At 52.5% G+C, this 20303-nt stretch carries 15 protein-coding genes and 1 riboswitch; of the genes, 3 read left to right on the plus strand and 12 right to left on the minus strand.

All coding sequences use genetic code 11. The features are described 5' to 3' along the window. Positions 1–48 precede the first annotated feature (48 nt). The 8 genes from hisF to argC all read right to left on the minus strand — a co-directional run bounded on the left by hisF (position 49) and on the right by argC (position 9437). Positions 49–816: an imidazole glycerol phosphate synthase subunit HisF gene (gene hisF, locus K3T82_RS04900; protein WP_220192364.1), complete on the minus strand. Its 768-nt coding sequence runs from the start codon at positions 814–816 to the stop codon at positions 49–51. A 5-nt stretch (positions 817–821) separates the two neighbouring features. Beyond that, a complete protein-coding gene (gene hisA / locus K3T82_RS04905; protein WP_220192365.1) occupies positions 822–1547 on the minus strand; it encodes a 1-(5-phosphoribosyl)-5-[(5-phosphoribosylamino)methylideneamino]imidazole-4-carboxamide isomerase in 726 nt (241 codons plus the stop codon). Continuing rightward, positions 1544–2155 carry an imidazole glycerol phosphate synthase subunit HisH gene (gene hisH / locus K3T82_RS04910; protein ID WP_220192366.1) on the minus strand — a complete coding sequence of 204 codons (612 nt, stop codon included), beginning with the start codon at positions 2153–2155 and terminating at the stop codon, positions 1544–1546. Before hisH ends, hisA begins: the two co-directional genes overlap by 4 nt. Before the next feature lie 23 nt (positions 2156–2178). Next, the gene (locus tag K3T82_RS04915) at positions 2179–4518 is read right to left on the minus strand and encodes an HAD family hydrolase (protein WP_220192367.1); all 2340 of its coding nucleotides are present in this window, start codon (positions 4516–4518) and stop codon (positions 2179–2181) included. Beyond that, positions 4515–5531: an ATP phosphoribosyltransferase gene (gene hisG, locus K3T82_RS04920; RefSeq protein ID WP_220192368.1), complete on the minus strand. Its 1017-nt coding sequence runs from the start codon at positions 5529–5531 to the stop codon at positions 4515–4517. The genes K3T82_RS04915 and hisG overlap by 4 nt, the downstream gene beginning before the upstream one ends. Positions 5532–5589: 58 nt before the next feature. Next, on the minus strand, positions 5590–7119 hold the full coding sequence (gene hisS / locus K3T82_RS04925) for a histidine--tRNA ligase (protein ID WP_220192369.1): 1530 nt from the start codon (positions 7117–7119) through the stop codon (positions 5590–5592). Positions 7120–7410: 291 nt separating this feature from the next. Continuing rightward, positions 7411–8280 (minus strand): acetylglutamate kinase, encoded by an 870-nt coding sequence (gene argB, locus K3T82_RS04930; RefSeq protein WP_220192370.1) that lies wholly within the window; start codon positions 8278–8280, stop codon positions 7411–7413. 86 nt (positions 8281–8366) lie between these two features. Continuing rightward, complete coding sequence (argC, locus tag K3T82_RS04935) at positions 8367–9437, minus strand: N-acetyl-gamma-glutamyl-phosphate reductase (RefSeq protein ID WP_220192371.1); 1071 nt, start codon at positions 9435–9437, stop codon at positions 8367–8369. A 770-nt stretch (positions 9438–10207) separates the two neighbouring features. On the opposite strand from argC, the gene K3T82_RS04940 reads away from it, so the two are divergent. Together K3T82_RS04940 and K3T82_RS04945 are read left to right on the plus strand one after the other, a co-directional pair. Next, positions 10208–12199: a serine/threonine protein kinase gene (locus K3T82_RS04940; protein WP_220192372.1), complete on the plus strand. Its 1992-nt coding sequence runs from the start codon at positions 10208–10210 to the stop codon at positions 12197–12199. A 419-nt stretch (positions 12200–12618) separates the two neighbouring features. Further along, the gene (locus K3T82_RS04945) at positions 12619–14685 is read left to right on the plus strand and encodes a serine/threonine-protein kinase (protein WP_220192373.1); all 2067 of its coding nucleotides are present in this window, start codon (positions 12619–12621) and stop codon (positions 14683–14685) included. 81 nt (positions 14686–14766) lie between these two features. Here K3T82_RS04945 and K3T82_RS04950 read toward each other — a convergent pair whose 3' ends face one another. From K3T82_RS04950 to K3T82_RS04965, 4 genes are all read right to left on the minus strand, one after another. After that, positions 14767–15117 carry a hypothetical protein gene (locus K3T82_RS04950; protein ID WP_220192374.1) on the minus strand — a complete coding sequence of 117 codons (351 nt, stop codon included), beginning with the start codon at positions 15115–15117 and terminating at the stop codon, positions 14767–14769. Between the two features lie 248 nt (positions 15118–15365). Then, entirely contained in the window at positions 15366–16373 is a 1008-nt protein-coding gene (locus K3T82_RS04955) for an ABC transporter substrate-binding protein (protein ID WP_220192375.1), read from the minus strand. 42 nt (positions 16374–16415) lie between these two features. After that, positions 16416–17288: an ABC transporter permease gene (locus K3T82_RS04960; protein WP_220192376.1), complete on the minus strand. Its 873-nt coding sequence runs from the start codon at positions 17286–17288 to the stop codon at positions 16416–16418. 193 nt (positions 17289–17481) lie between these two features. Then, positions 17482–17647, minus strand: a riboswitch (FMN riboswitch). Positions 17648–17777: 130 nt separating this feature from the next. Continuing rightward, on the minus strand, positions 17778–18263 hold the full coding sequence (locus K3T82_RS04965; RefSeq protein WP_220192377.1) for a redoxin domain-containing protein: 486 nt from the start codon (positions 18261–18263) through the stop codon (positions 17778–17780). A gap of 455 nt (positions 18264–18718) precedes the next feature. Between K3T82_RS04965 and K3T82_RS04970 the strand changes: the two genes are divergently transcribed. After that, complete coding sequence (locus tag K3T82_RS04970; protein ID WP_220192378.1) at positions 18719–20131, plus strand: hypothetical protein; 1413 nt, start codon at positions 18719–18721, stop codon at positions 20129–20131. The last annotated feature ends 172 nt before the right edge of the window (positions 20132–20303 follow it).

The raw sequence follows: 20303 nt of genomic DNA on the forward strand, positions 1-20303 counted from the left end.
TCCCCAGCCTTGAAACGTAAGGCTGGGGAATACGCAAGGATAATAGCGCTATGCTGGGCGTACAACGACCTGGCGCTCCTGCAAATACGCCTTCGCCTCACGTACACGGTGCTCGCCAAAATGGAAGATTGAGGCGGCTAGCACCGCGTCCGCGCCCCCCTCGGTCAGACCCTCATAAAGATGCTCAAGGGTGCCAACGCCACCAGAGGCAATCACGGGCACACTGACAGCTGTAGAAATCCTGCGCGTCAGTTCCAGGTCATAGCCCTGCTTCGTACCGTCGCGATCCATACTGGTCAGTAGAATCTCACCCGCGCCCAATTCCACGCCATACTGCGCCCACTCCAGAGCATCCTTGCCAGTTGGCGTGCGCCCACCATGCACAAAGACCTCATAGCCACTGGGAAGCGCGGGATTGGAGCGAGCATCGATTGCCAGAACAATGCATTGCGCGCCGAATTGTTCAGCACCTGCGCGTAGGATCTCGGGATGTTGGACCGCCGCTGTGTTGAGCGAGGTCTTATCGGCTCCTGCTCCCAATGTGGCGCGAATATCTTCCACTGTCCGTATGCCACCACCAACTGTCACAGGAATGAAGACGCGCTCTGCTGTACGCTTCACCACATCAAGCATGGTCGCACGCTGCTCATATGAAGCGGTGATATCAAGGAAGACCACCTCATCGGCCCCCTCGTCATTGTAGAAAGCAGCCAGGTCCACAGGATCGCCCGCGTCACGCAGGTTGACGAAGTTCACACCTTTGACGACGCGCCCATTCGCTACATCGAGGCAGGGGATGATGCGCTTAGTTAACATAATGCTTAGCCTGCTCCCTTCTCTATCTCGACAATTGCCTGGGCCAGGTCAACATCACCAGTATATATAGCCTTACCAATAATCGCACCTTCGACGCCAAGCTTGTCCAGGTCCCGCAGGTCCGCCAGGGAGCTCACCCCACCAGATGCAATCAGGGCGCTCTGTGAGGCCTGTTGCATCTCACGTAGCGCAGATAGGTTAGGGCCACGTAGTCCACCATCGCGCGCGATATCAGTATAGATGAAGCGTTGAACACCCAGGATCGCTAGCTCGGTCGCTAGCTCGGTCGCGCGTACCTGGGAGGTTTCGCGCCAGCCGGAGATAGCCACATATCCATCGCGCGCGTCTAGCCCGACAGCGATTCGCTCGCCCCAGCGAGCCAGCGCCGCCTCTAACAAGGCTCGATCCGTCAGCACAACCGTTCCAAGGATGACACGCTCCACTCCCAGGTCAAGTGTGCGCGCGATATGCTCCAGAGAACGCATGCCACCACCAACCTCAATTTGTAGTGTCGTTGTCTGTCGCATACGCCGCACCAATTCGGTAATAACCGGCTGTCCCTGCGCGGCCCCATCCAGATCTACAACATGTAACCAGCTCGCGCCTGCTTCCTGCCAACGCTCCGCCACCCGTACAGGGTCACGGTCATAGGTTGTCACCTGCGCATAATCGCCCTGGAACAGGCGCACGCAAGCGCCATCTTTGATATCAATCGCGGGAAAGAGTATCATGAGCGCTTCGTCCAATCTACAAAGTTCTGGAGCAAGCGCAAGCCAATGGCTCCGCTCTTCTCTGGATGAAACTGCGTGCCCCAGACCTGCTCGGTTACGATAACGGTACAATAGGGTGAGCCATAGTCGGTCACCGCCGCGACGCCTCCCTGGTCTTGTGGCTCTACATAGTAGGAATGTGCGAAGTAGAAATACGAGTCAGATGGGATAGACGAGAAGATGGGTAGCCCTTCGCGCAATGGTCGCACCTGATTCCAGCCCATATGTGGAATTTTGGGGCCATGTGGAATACGGCGTACCTCACCTGGGAAGAGTCCCAGACCAGCCGTCTCGCCCTCATCGTGATGCTCTGCCAGCAATTGCATACCCAGACAGATGCCCAGGAAAGGCTTACCCGCCCGCGTCGCCTCGCGAATGGCGTCATCAAGCCCTTGCTGACGCATACGCGCCATAGCCGCGCCGCCCGATCCTACGCCGGGCAGAACCACCGCGCTCGCCCGCGCGACAGCCGCCGCATCATCCGTCACATGCACATTCCCACCAACATGCTCAAGCGCCTTAGCGATACTATGGATATTACCCGCGCCATAGTCGATAATGGCAATCATGTTACACCTCTTCTAACGCTACTTCACTCTACTTCTACCGCCTGTAAGTTCGGTATGACACTATTCTCTTCCTGCCCCAGGTAGACAGCATAGGTCAATCCCAGCCAGCCGATTAGTGACGGCATACGCTGACTATCAAAAAGATTGATGGTCAACAAGGGACAGCAAAGCAGGGCCGAATGCATGATCTCACGCCAATCGTCTGGCAGGGCCCCAACGGAGCGTAACCACTCTAGAAGCGGCGTAAGTAGATACTCGCGCTTGGTACGCAGGATCGCCTCACGTACGGATGGCAGCGTGAAGTCATACACAACTTCGATACAGTGCTCGCTCTCATTTACACGCACGCTGAGATGGCAATTGGGTTCAACCTCAAAGGAGAAATACATCCACGTCGCGAAGACATTATGGAATAGCGGCTTGATCACATCGAGAAGCGGCGAATGGCGACCAGCAAAGGCGGGGTCAAAATACAGGTACTCATGCCCTTCCTCCAGAAAGACATTCCCGAAGTGTGCATCACCATGCCCTACGACGGTCATGGACTCACGCTCTGGACGCAAGACCTCGGTAGCACGTGTGATCAGCTCACCTAATGTTCGGTGCTGTTCCACTCCATTGATCCGCCAGCGATAGGCGCAGATCTGCTCAAACGGAATCTGTCTCTCGGGAGATGTCGGGAGCGGCAAGCTCTTGTCCTTGTAGAAGCTTGTCAGGCGTCCCCCAGTCAGGCGATGCCAGAAGAGCTGATGAATAGGGGCGGCGGCATACTCCTCTGCACTCGCTGATGCCAAAGTGTCGCGATAAATGCGCAGCAGGCGCTCACATTCCAGGCGCTCAGCAGCCACCAACTGATCTATTGTAGTCTCCGCAGGCTGACCCATCTCCATCTGGCACATCAGATCAAACATCACTGGCCAGCGAATCACTGGATAAATGACCATCTGCTGCCCACTCTTGCGGAGCGAGCGTACAGGAAGCACAACATTATATCCGACCTCATGCAGCAGGGTGGCATTGTAGTATTCAGCCAGGACCCCTTGCTCTTCAACATGGGTCTTAAAGAAGTATTCTTCTTCGCCAATCTGATAGAAACCGTTAAATGAATTCAATGAGACAGCTTTAGGCGTCAGGCGTACACTCTCAACATGCAAATCCATGTGCAGGGCAAACCAGCGCTGAAGTAAGGTTTCTGCCTTCGCGCGCTCACTAAACTGAAGGCGCTGGATGGTTGCTAGATCGTCAAGTTCGAGGACCTGAGTGGGAACATAGGTCACATTGTCTACCAGAAAATCGGGGCCGCTCCGCTCCAACAAGATCCGCGCCTCCTCCGTGCGCGCGCCCGTACGTACCGCGATACAGAGGGCCTCACCCGCGCGTGCGCCACGCACATCACTGGTGGTATCACCTACCACGATAAAGCTACCACGCGGTGGTAGAGGTTCTCCAGGCCGATACTCAGGAAAGGCGGCACGCAAGAATGGAAAGGGATGTGGCTTCGCCAGCGTCATTTTCTTGCCCTGCTCGCGCAATAGGTGCTCCGTCTGCGCGACCTCGGTATGCGTGACAATATGTTCCTCGGCGAAGAGTTCCAACAATCCATAGTCTTGGAGTGGTGTTAGAGCCTCAAAGCGGCCCCGCCCGGTACAGATGCCCAGTGTATAACCCTGGGCCTTCAAATTCTCAAGAGAAGCGCGTAAGTCTGCCACAGGCAGTAAAGGCTGCTCGAAATGCACGCACCCCAATTTCCCAGGCTCGGCAGGCGGATATCCATACTCCTGGACAAATAACACATCACCCAGATACCATTCTTGAAAGAGATCGCGACAGAGCTTCCAGGAGGGGCTATAGTGTTCCAGAGTATCCTCGACCCGCTCCCCAAGCACATCGCTTGCAAGCACCTCAAAGCGCGCGAGCAGGTCAAAGCCTCCATAGCCATCGAGCAGGGGATCGGTAAGTGGGCGCAGACGCTCAGGGCTCACCACCGGTTTTACCTGCGCCACGCGAGCGCGGAAGGCCGCAATCCAGGTTGGATCTTCGGGGCGCAAGGGGAAGAGGCCATCTCGATTAGGAAGTTGCGCCAGCACATCAATTAAATAGAGACAGAAGCCAGCGTAACAGGTATCCCAGTTGGAATTGACCGCGCGCGCCTTCAAGCCCTGGATCAACGGTTCGGGGAAGACAGACTCACTCAGAGCACGACACTCTTCCACGGAACGCGGCAGCACATATTCCTTCCGACCATCAACATTCCAGTAGCGTGGGCTATAGAGCAATTCGTGCAGCACCAGACCGGCCGTTGTCCAATACATTTCCTCGCTTGTAATCACACCATCGAGGTCAAAGATAATAAGCTTCTTCAAGATAACCGCTTCAACCTTTCTCTGAGCGCACGCACATTCACCGATTCCTGTGAGAAACGATAGGTCAAAGGCGTCACGTTAATATGCATAGCTCCCGCCTGACGAAGCACCGCTATGGTTTCAAGTAATTGGGGCGCGGCCTCACCAACGCTCGACACGCCCGAAAGCGTGTACAGATCGGGTGCAACCTCGCTATCAAGAACCGAGTTCGCCATACGAAACTCAACACCCGCACCAGTCGCCTTCAAGCGCTGATTCAGACGAGTGCAGGCATCACGTACCGCGTCAAAACTCTCCCCGCGCATATAAGCGGTCAACAGCGAACGATTGCGAGCCTGATTCCGCGCATCGATCAGCTCAAGTACAGTCTCAGTCAATTTGAGGGCGAGAGGATGCTGCTTCAGCAGGCGCGCGTTCCCCATCATACAGGCTTGCGAGCGTAGGATAACACCGTCGTCCAGCAGTTTCAGGTGATTCTCGCGTAAGGTTGTCCCGGTCTCGGTCAGATCGGCTATCAGGTCGGCAGTATCGGTCAGTGGAGCAGCCTCTAGCGCTCCATGAGGTGAGAAGATTTTGCAATGAGTAATATTGTGTCGGCGCAGAAATTGAGTCGTGAGGATAGGATACTTGGTCGCGATACGCAGGCCGCGCCCACGATGGGTACGATAATAGCCTGACAGATGCCACAGGTCGGCGCAACCACTCACATCAATCCAGGTTTCGGGCACAGCAAGTACCAGGCGACAGGCCCCATACCCCAGGTCTCGCATCAAGACAAGCAGGTCCTCATCCAGATGGTCCTCCTCTTCCATGTCATCGCCATAGCCTCGATGCTCCGCCAGGATATCATAACCCGAGATACCCAGTGTCGCGTCTCCGCTCTGCACCAGGGCCGGAATATCGGCGGCTCGCTGAAAAACCACTTCCAGATCTGGCATACTTTTGATACGGGCCAGGTATTGCCGTGGATTGCTCCGGCTCACCTTCAGGCCACACTCTGCCAGAAACGACATTGTAGCCGCCTCCAGAGCCCCTTACCCGGCAAGGCCAAACGTATTCGTTCCTGGTCACTCATACCAACTGCTCCTTCTGCTCTTCACCAAAACCCGATACCAGCGAGCTTGCCAATTCATCGCAATGTACATGCCGCTCAATACCCGTTTCCAGATCGCGGACCGTCACCATATTGCGCGCCGCCTCATCCTCTCCCACAATCAAGGCAAGAGGGATCTGCTTCTTAGCAGCTTGCTTCAATCCTGCTCCAATACTATGCCCGTTAATATCAACCTCGACGCGATGATTTGCTTCTCGCGCCACACGCGCCACACGCAGAGCATAAGGTAACTCATTCGCGCTTACAGGTATTACAATCGCTTGTGTGGCCTGAACTGTTGGCAGGTTAACTGATGGGATGTGTGCCAGCAGGCGCTCAACTCCAAAGGCGAAACCACAGGCTGAAATATCACGAGGGCTACCAACCGCGCGCATCAGGCGATCATAGCGACCTCCACCACAGAGTTGAGCGTCCGAGCCATCAACCCCTTGCGCATGGATCTCAAACACCAGTCCAGTATAGTAGCTCACTCCACGCCCAAGCGCCAGATTCAACTGAATCTGCTCGCTCGATACCCCACATTGTTCCACAATCGCTACAAGTTGGCGTAGTTCATCAAGCGGTTCCACATCCAGCCCATAGCGTTCTAACAGTTCTGCGACGGCCTCAAAGACTGAAGGTGGGGGACCGGAAACGGAGTGCAATTCGCGCAAGAACTCAAGCGCGTTCAAGATCTGTCTCCGCTGCTCATTACGCCCCAATTTCCATAAGAACCGCTCTACCACCTCACGTCGTACGCTATCATCGCCAAAAGAGATGCTAATACCACTCAATAGTGACGAGATATGGCGCGCGTCTACTCCGGTGATAGCCGTCGTAGGCGAAACCTCCGAAGCGACCTTGCTCAACGCTTGATCGGCGGGATACAGCGTCTCCAGGCGCTCCCGAGCCAATTTCTCGCCATCCTCGGACCGACTGATTTGCTCCATCAAACCCAGCAGTAGACGCGCCGCATGGTCATCCAGGTGCAAGCGATTGATAAAGCCGCTCGCCACGCCGACATGCCCCAATTCCAGGCGATATCCGCTAATCCCCAGACCATGGAGCACTTCACACGCCAGTTGTAGCATCTCAGCATCCGCCGCTACAGGCTGCCCACCAAAGATCTCAATGCCAAGTTGGGTATGCTGGCGGTAACGAGTGCGCCCGGGTGCCTCATAACGGAAGATCGGTCCAGAGTACTGAAAACGCTGGGGTAACGCTTGCTGCTGATAATGGTCGAGGTAGAGGCGGCAAATTGAAGCAGTATACTCTGGACGCAAACAGAGATCACGTTGATGAATACGAAATGCATAGAGATTCTGCCACAGCTCCTGCCCAAAACTGGCATGAAAGAGATCGCTATGCTCCAGCACTGGCGAATCAACATGAGCATAACCTGCATGCCCCAACATCTGCCCCACATTCTCAATCACCCATTGCTGATGCTGATAGACATCTGGTAGCAGATCGTACATCCCACGCAATCGCTCAACGCGCTTCTTCATGAAAACCGAATCCTCTCCACTGATAATGCCGAAAAATATATACTCCTTACAAGAACCCCTGAGCGCGCTAGCGCTAGCCGCCACTCAGGCGGCGTTGGGGTTCGCATGAGACGTTCTCCTTAGCACGGCACATAAACATATGTCCCCGTAAGCGGAACCCGAAACGAACTCGCTTCCCGGTTGTCAACGCTGACGGGGACAAAACAGTATTTATCTGCCTCTAGTATAAAACAAATTCGTCACCGAAGGTGGTCAGGGTTACTTCTGATCGCCTTCGAGAGACAATAATTACTAGCGAATAATCATGGTACCTGCACCTTGATCTGTGCAGAGTTCACGTAAGAGCACATGCGGTTCACGACCATCTACGATATGCACTCTTGGTACAGCCGCTAGCGCATCCAGGCAGGCCGAAACCTTGGGGATCATTCCCCCGCTGATAACCCCCTCATCAATCAAGCGACGCGCCTCCGCATCGCTCAATTCAGAGATACGCGTGCCATCCGCGCGACAAATGCCAATCACATTGCTCAAGAAGATCAGCTTCTCCGCGTTCAGCGCACCCGCCAGGTGTGCCGCGACCAGGTCAGCATTAATATTGAGGCAAGTGCCATCTGGCCCTTGCCCCAGCGGCGCGATCACCGGAATAAAACCCTGCTCAAGCAAGCCCTGTATCGAAGCTGGATCAACAGACTCAACCTCGCCCACGTAGCCCAGGCGTTCATCAGCGATGTGCGCCTGTACCATATCGCCATCAGTACCACATAAACCGATAGCCTTCCCACCCATTTGTGAGAGCATCAAGACCAGGCGCTGATTGACCTGCCCCCGCAACACCATACGTACCACCTCCAGCGTCTCTGCGTCAGTGACACGTAATCCATCAAGAAAGCGAGTCGGGATATTAAGCTTTGTTAGCCATTCATTAATATATGGGCCACCACCATGCACCAGCACTGGCAACGCCCCCAATTGATGCAACCAGATGATATCCTGCAAGACCTCTTGCTGGTGCTCCAACATACTGCCACCGAGCTTAAAAACCAGAATTTTGCCTTTAAGGTAGTTTATATAAGACAGTGCTTCACTCAATACACGTGCTATAAGATGTTGATCACTAATAATGTCACCTTCAGGTGTCCGATCAAACATAATTGTCATTTTTAAAACGTTCCTCCTCGCTCTACGTCATACCTGGGTGACGCAAGAGAAGTACAACAGCATCCTCAAAACTGGGCTAAAAGACATTAAGGGTTGACGCCCAGAACGGGCAGGCCCGCCGTTTCAGGCAGACCACACATAAGATTCGCGTTCTGAATTGCCTGACCCGATGCGCCTTTCATCAGGTTATCAATACAGGAAATCACGATCAAACGTCCCGTCCGCGTATCAACCGTGGGGTAAATAAAGCAATGGTTGCTACCCGACGCCCACTTGGTATGTGGTGGTTGCTCAACGATATGTACAAAAGGAGAGCCTGCGTAGTATGCGCGATAGAGTTCTTGTATGCTGGAAGAGTTTAGCCGCTCTAGTGCCTCGGGCGTCAATGTCGCATAACAGGTCGCCAGCAATCCCCGTGTCATTGGGATGAGGTGGGGAAGAAATGTCACACGTATCGCGGACTGCGGATGCCCATTGTCAGCGGCTACGGCCTGAAGTTCCTGAATGATTTCTGGCAGATGGCGATGCCCATTCAAGCTATAGGCGCTTACATCCTCGTTCACCTCAGAATACAGGTTCCCTAGTTTCAGGCTTCTCCCGGCGCCACTAATACCCGACTTGCTGTCAATAATCACATCTGGCTCAACGATGCCTCGAGCAAAGGCCGGTAACAATCCAAGAATCGCCGTCGTCGAATGACAGCCAGGATTCGCCACCAGACGCGCGCCCGCGATCTGATTAGGATAGCACTCACTCAATCCAAACACAGCACTCTCAAGCAATGCGGGAACAGGATGCGTGTGTTGATACCACTGTTCATACTCGGCGACATCACGCAAACGAAAATCAGCGGAGAGATCAACAACCTTTGTTCCCCGTTCAAGCAATTGTGCCACAGCCTCAGCCGCCGCCGCATGCGGCAGACACACAAAGGCCAGATCGCTTGGAGCAGGCTCTTCAGCAATCACCATCATAGGGTCAATAGCCGTGGTAAAGGAAGGAAGTGCATATAATTGCGGGAATACTTCACCCAATGTCTGACCAGCCAGGCTGCGGGCGGTCACAGAGGTCACGCGCAAGTGTGGATGCTGCGCAAGCAGGCGCAAAAGTTCCAAGCCGGTATAACTGGTTACGTTAATAATAGCAACAGAGATCATAAACAGGCCCCCAAGAGAAAAGATGTATCATTAGCCAATAAAAAAACTCTCATCCCATGTCTTTACAGGGACGAGAGCTACAGCTTGGCTCCCGCGGTGCCACCCAGCTTGCCTTTCCCCTTACGAAGCTACGCCTTTAAAACATGCTTTACTACCACATTGTATGTAGGGAAAGAAGAAAGACCACTTATTATGACCCATTCGCTGCGTGCGAGTCACACACCCGGCCTACTTATCTACGCTCGCATCAACCTTTCAGGCAGATTTCGAACGAACATTTTCTTCGGCCAACCGCTCGCGGGCGCGTTCCGAGAGCTCCTCCATTCCGACCTTACACCATTCCGTCGGATCGCTGTTTGGGTCAGCCACTCGTACTTCTCCCGGTCTTCGCGGGCAAAAATGAACCGGACTACGAATATCTTCGTTTTATATTCTATCACGATCAAGGATAACAGCCAGGGTCATTGCTGTCAACAGAAGTGCCGGACTTTTAGGATCTTTAGCTGGATATGTCCTGTAAGAATAGTACAAATAACCATATGGCATGTGCCGATGATGTCCAAAAAGCTCAGTACTTGCTCTCATAATCATCATAGCATACAATAGGAAAGGGCATATACCACTTTAGCAACATCAATTTATAGAAGCCATCATTACAGAGTGTATAGTTCATCACATCCACCTTCTTACTTCTATTTGAGCAAGCATATCGTTACGCCACCTCACATACGCTCAATTATATATACACTTAGGGGGTACCACGGGAACCTATGCCAGAGCATGTTGATAATTTCGTAGGAAAAACACTGGGAAACTGCACGCTTGAACGTTTGCTAGGACAGGGCGGCATGGGGGCTGTCTACCTTGCACAACAACAACGACCCTCACGCAAAGTAGCAGTCAAGATTTTGAAACCCAGCATTGCCGCTGGCTCGCACCACTTTGAGGAATTTTTACAGAGATTCCGGCGCGAGGCTGATGTTATCGCGCGCCTGGAGCACATTAATATCACGCCCATTTACGAGTACGGGGAGCAAGAAGACGAACAACTGGCCTACCTCGTGATGCCCTACTTTAGTGGCGGTAGCTTGCGAGAACGGCTTGCGGGGCAGGGCAGACTCTCGCTTACTGAAACCCTAAACTATGGAGCACAAATCGCTTCGGGTCTGGATTATGCCCATACCCATGGTATTCTGCATCGCGATCTTAAGCCCTCCAATTTCTTGCTGCATACTGATGGTCGCCTGGTCCTGGCGGACTTTGGCATCGCTCGTATCCTTGAAGGTCAAACAGCCGCGACTCCAACGCTGACTTCAACAGGTATATTGCCTGGAACTCCTGAATATATGGCCCCCGAGATGGTCCAGGGTCGAGAGGTCGATCATCGAGCCGATATCTACGAGTTCGGTATTGTGCTCTACCAATTATTGAGCGGACGCCTCCCCTTTATCGGCACTAATCTCTACGCGCTGGCAATCAGCCATGTCCAGGAGCCACTTCCCTCATTTCACCAGTTGCGTCCTGACCTACCTCAGGGAATTGATGATGTACTCCAGAAGGCAACCGCCAAGCAAAAAGAGGAGCGCTATGACACAGCCCTGGCCCTCATGCAAGATCTGCAACGAGTAGCCACAGGAACCTATTTCAGCACAGATGCGGATCGAAATGAGCCGCCCACGCTTCGCTCGTCCAATAGAAATGACATCGCGCCCACAACGCCTGCCCAACCAGCACCCTATCCAATCCCTTCAGCAGGGGCGACACCTACTGAGGCGCCTACCCATGACCTTACGCCCACCAGCTTACCCATATCGCAACAAAATCAGCAGACAGCTCCTACGAGCTGGGCAAGCGCGCCAAGCACAAATCCACCTTATCAAACTCCTGCGAGTCTACCTTCGCAACCAAATGCCTACGCGCCACCTCCTCCCTACCAGACACCTTATCCTGTGCCGCCACAAGGACCACAGCCCCCGCGCAGGCAATCCTGGTGGCTCGTCGCGACAGTCCTGTTCGCGGCGCTTCTGCTAGTAGGTGGCGTCGCCATTGGGCAGCAGCTCGCAAAAAACGCGAGTGCGACACCAACTCCCGACACGAGTCCGACTGCTACCACAACAATAGGAGCAACCGCTACCTATGCCACAACCACCACGCCTGCCGCGACTGCGACTCCAACCCGGCCCCCAGCTACGCAGACGCCTTATGGCGAGCGTTTATACCAGACAAACCAAGTGGGGCAATCCTGTGATTCCAACGGCGGTACCTGGGACGATTACAATGGTATTAGCACCAGTTGCTCTAGCAAGAGCACCATACTTCGCAATACAACCTCAGGCGCGCAACTGCAAGGGACATTCTTGACTCAAGTGCATGGACAGAATTATGGCACTAATTATGTCATCGAGGCTCAACTCCAACAGCAGGGCGGCTCGACCAGTGATTTTGGCCTCTACTTCCGTAATCAACCCGGTAACCAGCAAGGTGTCTACACACTCCTGATCCACCCTAATGGCACCTGGAATGCGTACGTTTATGACAACACAACAGGCGCACCCTCAATCTTGACAGGCGGAAGCCTACCAGGCTCCCATACCTCGCTCAAGCTCGCTGTCATCGCTAATGGGCAGACCTTTAGCTTCTACGTCGATGGTCACAAGATTGGGAGTACTACCAATAACAGCTACTCTATTGGTACTGCTGGTATTGCAGTTGATACAGGTGGCAGTATTTCTGTCAGTCAATTCGCACTGTACCGCCCCTAAAAGCGGGCCTGAAGAGATCGGATCAATAGGGGTAGCATCGAAAAATATCATTAATCCGTACTATTTTATAGAGGGCATCTCTACATCCTAAGCACAGAAGTCAGTTCACGAGGAACTTTTCTTATCTGCTGACATATATTATAATGAGGAGCGAATACGTCGCAGGTGTCAGCCCTTCTCGTGCGTCCGTACTTCTTCCCTACTCTTCTGGCTTTTCAGGGTAGAAGCGGTTATAGTAGTAGGGTATGCACAGAATGCTAGATCTCTACCTGACACTCCGGTTGCGGATGGTATTACCGAAGAAATAATCGTTAAGTTAACAATAAGACTTTACCTTGATTCCCAAACAAAAGAAATTCTTACCAGATAAGTTACTACAAAACGCGATACACTTATTTTCTGTGAGAGGATAGACGAGCGTGATCTTAGATACCAATGAGCTAATAGGGCAAACGCTCGGAACATGTACGCTCCGGCGTCTTATTGGACGAGGTGGAATGGGTGCCGTGTACCTGGCGCAGCAGACTCGTCCACGACGCACCGTTGCAGTCAAGGTCCTTCTACCTCATACTATGATGGATAAACGACCTCGAGACGAATTCCTCGCCCGCTTTCGTCGTGAGGCCGATGCCATCGCAGCTCTCGACCATATCAATATCCTGCCACTCTATGAGTACGGTGAACAGGAAGATATGGCTTATCTTGTTATGCCCTATGTCACTGGCGGCACATTGCGTGAGATGCTGGAGAAGCAAGGTGTCCTCTCTCTGGAAGATACCGTACGCATTGTAGAGCAAGCCGCTGATGCGCTTGATACCGCTCATGCACAGGGCATTGTCCACCGCGATCTCAAACCTGCGAACATCCTCTTCCACGCCGATGGTCGAGCACTCCTCGCCGACTTCGGCCTGGCTAAGGTAGTGCGTGATTTACGCGAGAGCGGCATCAAAGGACGCTCAAGCCAAGAAGGCCTGACCAGTGCAGGTACCATCGTGGGAACTCCTGAATATCTCTCCCCTGAGCAGGGTACAGGCAAACCTGTCGATCATCACACTGATATCTATTCGCTTGGAGTGATGATCTATCAAATGTTGGGTGGGCAGGTCCCCTTCTCGGGTACGTCACCGGTCGCCATCGCGATCAAGCATACACTTGAGGCACCACCCTCGCTAGCGAAACTTAATCCCCGGATCTCACCTGAAACCGAGGCCATTGTGATGAAGGCACTCGCGAAAGATCCTGAGCAACGCCACAACAGCGCAGGTGAGCTTGCTCGCGCCCTCAAAGCCTCACTCATTTCCGCATCACCGAATCGGGTGGAAGCCCCAGTGGTCTCGAACCTCGCCGATGCTCATACCATCATGGAGGTCTATCCACCCAGGCAACAGCCAGAAACAAATAAACCGTTTGAGGTCCAGCACCCCCAACTCATTCTTGGGAGTGAGGATGTCACACACCTGGAGGATAAGCCCACTAGTATCTATAGTGGATCTACAGATGCCTCATCACGTATCGTCGCCCATGTCGAAGCTAAACGCGATGAAGCAGCCCCTCCTATCCCACCAAGGCTTGAGACCGCACCACCGCCACAACCAATTTATCAACCGACACCTGCTTTCCCTCAACAGCATGGACAAGCAACAGGTGCCGGAACGCCCGTCAATCATCCGCCCTTCGCACCACAAACAACGCCTTGGCAGCCAACACCTCCGCCTGCACCTCGCGTCAAACGCCAGATACCGGCGCTCGCGCTGCTCAGCGCTCTTGTGGTCCTGTTGCTCATCGTTGGCTCATTTGCCACCTATCGCTATGTCACGCAAAACCAGAACGAAGCTCGCGGGGCTACGCCAACAACGACACCCAGTACAAATCATGATACAAAGAGCACACCACAGGTAACGCCTACACCGAAGTCACTCTCATTACCGGGCGCCAAGGTTCCAGCTGGCAGCCTCATCTATGGAACAGACCTGCCAGGGACTCAGTGCGACAAACAAGGTGGCACCTGGAAAGTCACGAATGCCAGCATAAAATGCAATGATAACAATGTGGATGTTAGCAGTTCAGGCGGGACAGGCGTACTCCTGCTAACCGGGCTGCCCAAGAACCAGTCGCTTCCTAACGACTACGTCATCCAGATTGAGACAGTTCAGACCAGTGGCGAATATGGTATTGTGTACCGCACCTTGCCCGATACAAACCAGAATAACGTCCTGATGCTCGCGGACGCCAGTTGGCACAGCGACACTTACGATACCTCATGGAATATTCAAGGATCACCACTGGCAAATGGCCCTGGGATAGGCAATGCCAATGGCAAACATACCATCAATGTCAGAGTTCAAGGGGAATCTTACACCTACTTCGTTGATGGCACTAACTGGGGTAGTGCGGGTAATGGCGTCCCTACCCAACCCATGATAGGCATCCTCATTCCCGCTGGTTCCCATATCACAATCAAGAATTTCCAGATCTTCGCCTTATAAACTACTCTTCATAGAGAAGAGGCGCACCCTATCTTTCCCATAGGATGCGCCTCTTCTCTGTTATCTTCTGCACTCAATCAATTACATTTCTATCGTATCTATGATACTCTCCTCATCATCACGTCGCACCGAATCGGGAAACCAATTACGCACACGGTGCTCGGGAAGAGTCGACTTTGCTTGGCGCACCAATGATGACGCCTCCTGTTCCTGACTCCTCACCTCAGCTGTTACAGGAGGACACTCCTGCAATTCTCGTGTGACTTTACTCAAAGCGGCTTGGAGACTTCGAAGAATCTTGAGAGATTCGGCGGAGGTGCTTACGCCTTCCTGCTGCGCACGCTGAAGGTTCTCGCGTAACGCCTTGACTTCATTGGTGAGGTACTCATGAAACTTGCGGAGCTGGCTGCATCGGTCAGAGTTTTGCGTCATCGGTGTCCTCGCTATCAGCTATGGTTGTTCCTACCTGAAGATAGTCAGACGAAAAATAGCTATCTCCACTGCCGTTATACACTATCGAACCTGTATTGCGCAATGCCTCTACCTACTAACGGTCCTTTTATCTCACCACCGCCTATCCCGAAACGTAGGTTCCATAGTATTAAAAGAGTAGGGGCAAGAAGAGTGCTATATATCCTTAAAAAGCACTCTTCTTGCTCCTACTAAACAACCAGTCTCCCCTATGCAACCGTCTTATTGGTGTACACTTGCGCAAGATCAGAAACCGGCTCGATCATCTTCTGTGCCACCATAAACTGCTCCATCGCTTGCCAGGTAGCCTCGTCGTTATAACCAGGCTTGCCATTGCCCTGCCAGAAGGGAATGGTCGCATTAAGCACATCGCGCGCTTGCTCTTGATTCATCCCCGGAATATAGCCCTTGCTCGTTTGTACCGCCTCGTCAGGGTTCGCGATAACATCATGCAATCCCTTAAGTGTGGCCTGTACAAAAGCGCGCACCATCTCTGGCTGCTTCTGGTACGTCTCCTCGGGCGCGATGATCCCATTTGAGACTAGTGGTTGGTAATCGGAGACGGCAAAGGTTCGTACATGCAGACCCTTTTTCTCCAATTGCAATGGTTCATTATTGGCATAACCCATGACTGCGTCGACTCGACGCGCCAATAGGGCAGGCACTTGTGTATAGCCAATCGACTGAATCTTTACGTCTGAGGTGGTCAGATGCGCTTTATATAGAAATGCCAGTAACGCAGTATACGTGGACCCGTAAGGGCCAGGCACTCCAATGGTATGCCCCTTGAGGTCATTTATGTTCTTAATCGGCGAGTCAGCAGGCATAATCAAACTCGCTGGATACTTTTGGAAGATGGTGGATACGTCAATGGCCTTGATCTGCTTATTGCTATTGCGCGCTGAGAGCAGTTCATCGCCACCAGCGAAGACAAAGGTATTCTTTCCCGCTAACATCGATCCGATCAGGTCCGTCACTACCCCATGATTAAAGGTGACATTAAGGCCCGCCTGACTATAGTAACCCTTTGATTTCGCCACATAAAAAGGGGCGAATTGAATATCAGGCACATAACCTAACCCAATCGAGATGGACTTGCTCCCAGAGGAGTTCGAGGTTGTACCAGTCGAACCTCCACACGCGGTCATCAATAGCATACTAAGCAGCATAAAAGTGCTAAGCGAAAGCGTAAGCACAGAACGATGGCGCAACGACATCGATGGTGACTCCATTCTTAACATCTAGTCACAATAGTGAACCTAGTAAATGGCATTCGCTATCTTACTCAGCAGCCATGTACTTCCATAGAACACAATGGCTAACACAGCCAGAACAAAGAGAGTCGCGAACATCAATGGCGTATTATACTGATTCTTCGCTACCAGCAGCAGTGATCCTAATCCTGCATCACCGCCTTGCACAAACTCACCTACCATTGCTCCTACAATCGAAAGCGTCAGCCCTGTCCGCACACCCGCGATAATCGAAGGTAGCGCTAGCGGAAACTCGATGTAGGCAAACAGCGACCATCCCGAAGCCCCTTCCACACGCGCCGCATCCGTTAGAGCACGATCAATGACTTGAATGCCCAGGACGGTATTGACGACCATAGGAAAGAAGACAACCAGGGTGCAGACATACATATTAGGTACCCAGCCATATCCTAGCCAAAGTACTAACAATGGCGCGATTACCATCACAGGTATCGCCTGTCCAGCCGCCAGGTATGGATGAATAGCCGCCGCTAACACGCGTGATTTGCTTAATCCATATCCCAGGGGTATCGCGATCACTAGCGCTAGAAAGAAACCAATTAAACTCTCCTCTAGCGTAACTAGCAGGTTATTCAAGTAGATCCCTGAACTTATACCATCACTCAAACTCTGGAGAACATCAGCAGGCGCAGGCAGGAACAATGCATTGACATATCCGGATGTTGTGCTTACATACCAACCAATCAGCAAGATGATAGCCACAAGCACAGGAGGTGCCACGGAAAGCGACCAGGTCAACCTACGCTGATTCGTCTCGGCGTGGCGACGTGGAGAGCGAGCAGTCACATGCTCGCTTGGGTTGAGGTGCGCTGGCATCGCCATTGAAGGCTCATGATGCCGGTGCGTTGAAGTTGTCATGCTCATTAACATCCCTCGGTAAGCTCTACTGGTGGAACTGACAATAGGGAATCCACCAATTAACTGACTCGGGGAGGCTTTGAGGGAGAGCAATAGAGACCATGAAGTAGTAGTCCGCAGCGTTCGCATCGTGCGTAACTACGCGACTCGCCCCATCGCTTCACGATGCTGACGAGCATGCAGTGGTCCACATATAAACCTTCTCCCATCCGGACTATACCGTCGGCTTCGGATTTACACCGAATCAATCACACAAGCCAGACTTGTGGACTCGCGGGCTCTGCCTCTGGTCCCTGGAAGGAGGTCCCATGCAAGGCAACACCGCCGGTCGGGAATTGCACCCTGCCCCGAAGGTCTTATTTCTCTTAGTATGTCATATGCACGCGCGATACGCAAGGAGTATATGACGGATCTTCCAAAGAAAAATGCGTAGATAACCAACATGTGTCAGCTACCCACGCACACTTAGGCATCTTTTCTATGGCTCGATTAGAGCTTACGTAGTGCCTCAAAGAGGTCTTCGTTATCAGGCATTTCACCTGGCGCATGCTGCACTTCAATATAACGAATGGTGCCCTCTTTATCGAGAACAAACAAAGCACGCTCAGCCATACCAGCAGGGTGACGCACGCCATAGAGATCAACAACTTTCCCTTGAGGGTAAAAGTCTGAGAGATGATGGAAGGTTGTATGCATGGCTTTCTGCCAGGCCTCAAGTGCGTACGGACTATCCATACTAATGCTCACAACTTCAGTGTCATAATCTTTAAAACGATCCAGTTCCGACTCATAGGCAGGTAACTGAGCGGAACAAACTCCACTGAACGCGAAAGGAACAAAGGCAAGCACCACGTTCTTCTTCCCCCGGAAGTCGCTGAGACGCCAATTCTCTTTAGCTTCAGTGCCCAGTTGAAAATCAGGGGCAACGTCACCCACCTTCAAGGTTTTGGTTTCGGTGCGATTTCTACTATCCATAGACGAATCCTTCCTTTTCTCTCTTCTTGGTTCAGATACAAATACCCAGGTCGCGCAGCCATAACAGGGATGTACGTACGCAAGCATACATTAAGGCATTACCCACTCTAACGTTAAGGCCAACTTTTCACAAACGCTACTTGCGAACTGGTTACCGGTCGCACACACTACTCGTCTTGTATGGTGCGAAACCAGGCGGAAACACATCACCCACATGGACACACGCGCAACGAAGCCCTATCGATAACATGTTTCTTCTCTTCGGCCGCTTTGAGTATAGGGTATAACATATCACCTATATGCCTCAAACTACGTGCCAAGTATAGCAAATAGGCTTGCAGGGTGCAATAAATGTAGGCATACACCTGGAAACGCGCTCGATACTTGTTATCATCAACACAGCAACATCGAACATGTAAAGATATCGCGCTTTGCGCGCAAGGGAGCAAGGGACCTTGGCTCAAGAGGAATTACAGTTAACATATACAGAAAAACGGCACGGCTGGTTCTTGCCTTTTATGGAGACACTGCATAATCCACGCAAGCTGGCCGCTTATATACCTATTATTTTTGCTACTATCGCGATGTTCATTGGAACTTCATGGCAACTCTTCTTGCCGAAGAGCGATCCCGCTCGCTACCAATGCTACGCGCTTACATTCTGGTTTGGCGGCAATGCCATCAAGATGCTTCCCGCCGAGCAGTGCGCGTTTCTCTCTAGCATGCTTCAAAGCTCGCCATTCCGCATGTTACCGCTTGAATATCCTTCTCTAACTATTATTCCCTTCTCTCTGGCACTACTTGCTCCCCTGCCTTACTATCAGCTTGTTTTTGCCTTTCTTATGTCATTGATGGCATTCTGTATCTACTGGCTACTCCTACGCTACGGTCCCTACCAGTCCGCGCTCACCTATACTTTCTATCTGCTTATTGGGGCTGTCGCTACAACACAGGTCCGTTTCGATATCCTGCCTGCCGCATTGACGCTCATAGCCTTGATCGCGGCTGAGCGCAAACACTGGACCAGTGCCTACCTGGCACTGGCTCTGGGAACGCTGCTTAAACTATACCCTTTACTCCTCCTACCCGCTCTCTTCATCGCAGAGCAGCGCTCACTTGGACGCTTCTACCAGCCACCACGCCACATCGATATGCGCGCGCTCCCTCATGCTCTATGGTCAACCCTCCGCGAAGTACGGCACTGGTCCTGGCGCAATTGCTTGCTCTGCTTCGCCAGTATTCTGGGAGTGACTGGCTTGTTCGCGCTACTGAACTTCGACGGTGCGGTCCTGAGCCAGCTTGAGTACTTCTTCAAGCGTCCGCTACAGGTCGAGTCGGTGGGTGGCTCACTCCTCTGGCTCGCCAGTCACGTAGGCTATCCCATTACAACTAGCTATGATTTTGGCTCGATTAATATCAATAGCGCGCTGGGAGATATGACTTCCAAACTCAGCACGCTTGGTCTGGTCGCGGGCTATAGCTATGCTCTCTATCTCCAATGGCGCGGTAGGCTGACACTTGGTCAGTGTTTCATCGCGCTTCATCTGGTATTCATCGCGACTGGCAAGGTCTTCAGCCCACAATATTTGATTTGGCTTCTCCCTCTGCTTGCATATGTGTATTCCACCGAGGGCATCTGGCTACTTACCTGGGGAGCCATCTCGCTGCTCACGACCTTTATATATGCTTATTTCTACTCTCATTCGCCCGATTTGACGCATGTACCCGGCTTCTTCGAGTGGGTGACGGTTCGCAACACCCTCTTTGTGCTTCTCACTCTGGCCTTCCTCAGCAACTGGCGGCATATCCGTAGTCCACGCTATACACGCCTGGGGCATGAGGCGTTTGTCAGTATGCTTTCACACTAAATCACTTCTCTTCAATACCTTAGCACCTTGCCCATTCTCCCACTCGAATTCCAGGCAATACTCGAAACAGTACAATATGCAGCCAGCCACACCGCCCTAACGAGGCAATGTGGCTGGCTGAACCCAGAGCTATTTATTTTCTTGAGTGAGCTACTTCGTAGGCATCTGATAT

Origin of the sequence: Ktedonospora formicarum (assembly GCF_016587355.1) — a bacterium.
GTDB lineage: Bacteria > Chloroflexota > Ktedonobacteria > Ktedonobacterales > Ktedonobacteraceae > Ktedonobacter > Ktedonobacter formicarum.

Bases quoted from the DNA above. Each gene is read 5' to 3' on its own strand.
- K3T82_RS04960 (WP_220192376.1), bottom strand. From the start codon at position 17,288: ATGACAACTTCAACGCACCGGCATCATGAGCCTTCAATGGCGATGCCA.
- hisS (WP_220192369.1), bottom strand. From the start codon at position 7,119: ATGAAGAAGCGCGTTGAGCGATTGCGTGGGATGTACGATCTGCTACCA.
- K3T82_RS04955 (WP_220192375.1), bottom strand. From the start codon at position 16,373: ATGTCGTTGCGCCATCGTTCTGTGCTTACGCTTTCGCTTAGCACTTTT.
- K3T82_RS04965 (WP_220192377.1), bottom strand. From the start codon at position 18,263: ATGGATAGTAGAAATCGCACCGAAACCAAAACCTTGAAGGTGGGTGAC.
- argC (WP_220192371.1), bottom strand. From the start codon at position 9,437: ATGATCTCTGTTGCTATTATTAACGTAACCAGTTATACCGGCTTGGAA.
- K3T82_RS04950 (WP_220192374.1), bottom strand. From the start codon at position 15,117: ATGACGCAAAACTCTGACCGATGCAGCCAGCTCCGCAAGTTTCATGAG.
- argB (WP_220192370.1), bottom strand. From the start codon at position 8,280: ATGACAATTATGTTTGATCGGACACCTGAAGGTGACATTATTAGTGAT.
- hisF (WP_220192364.1), bottom strand. From the start codon at position 816: ATGTTAACTAAGCGCATCATCCCCTGCCTCGATGTAGCGAATGGGCGC.
- K3T82_RS04940 (WP_220192372.1), top strand. From the start codon at position 10,208: ATGCCAGAGCATGTTGATAATTTCGTAGGAAAAACACTGGGAAACTGC.
- hisA (WP_220192365.1), bottom strand. From the start codon at position 1,547: ATGATACTCTTTCCCGCGATTGATATCAAAGATGGCGCTTGCGTGCGC.
- hisG (WP_220192368.1), bottom strand. From the start codon at position 5,531: ATGTCGTTTCTGGCAGAGTGTGGCCTGAAGGTGAGCCGGAGCAATCCA.
- hisH (WP_220192366.1), bottom strand. From the start codon at position 2,155: ATGATTGCCATTATCGACTATGGCGCGGGTAATATCCATAGTATCGCT.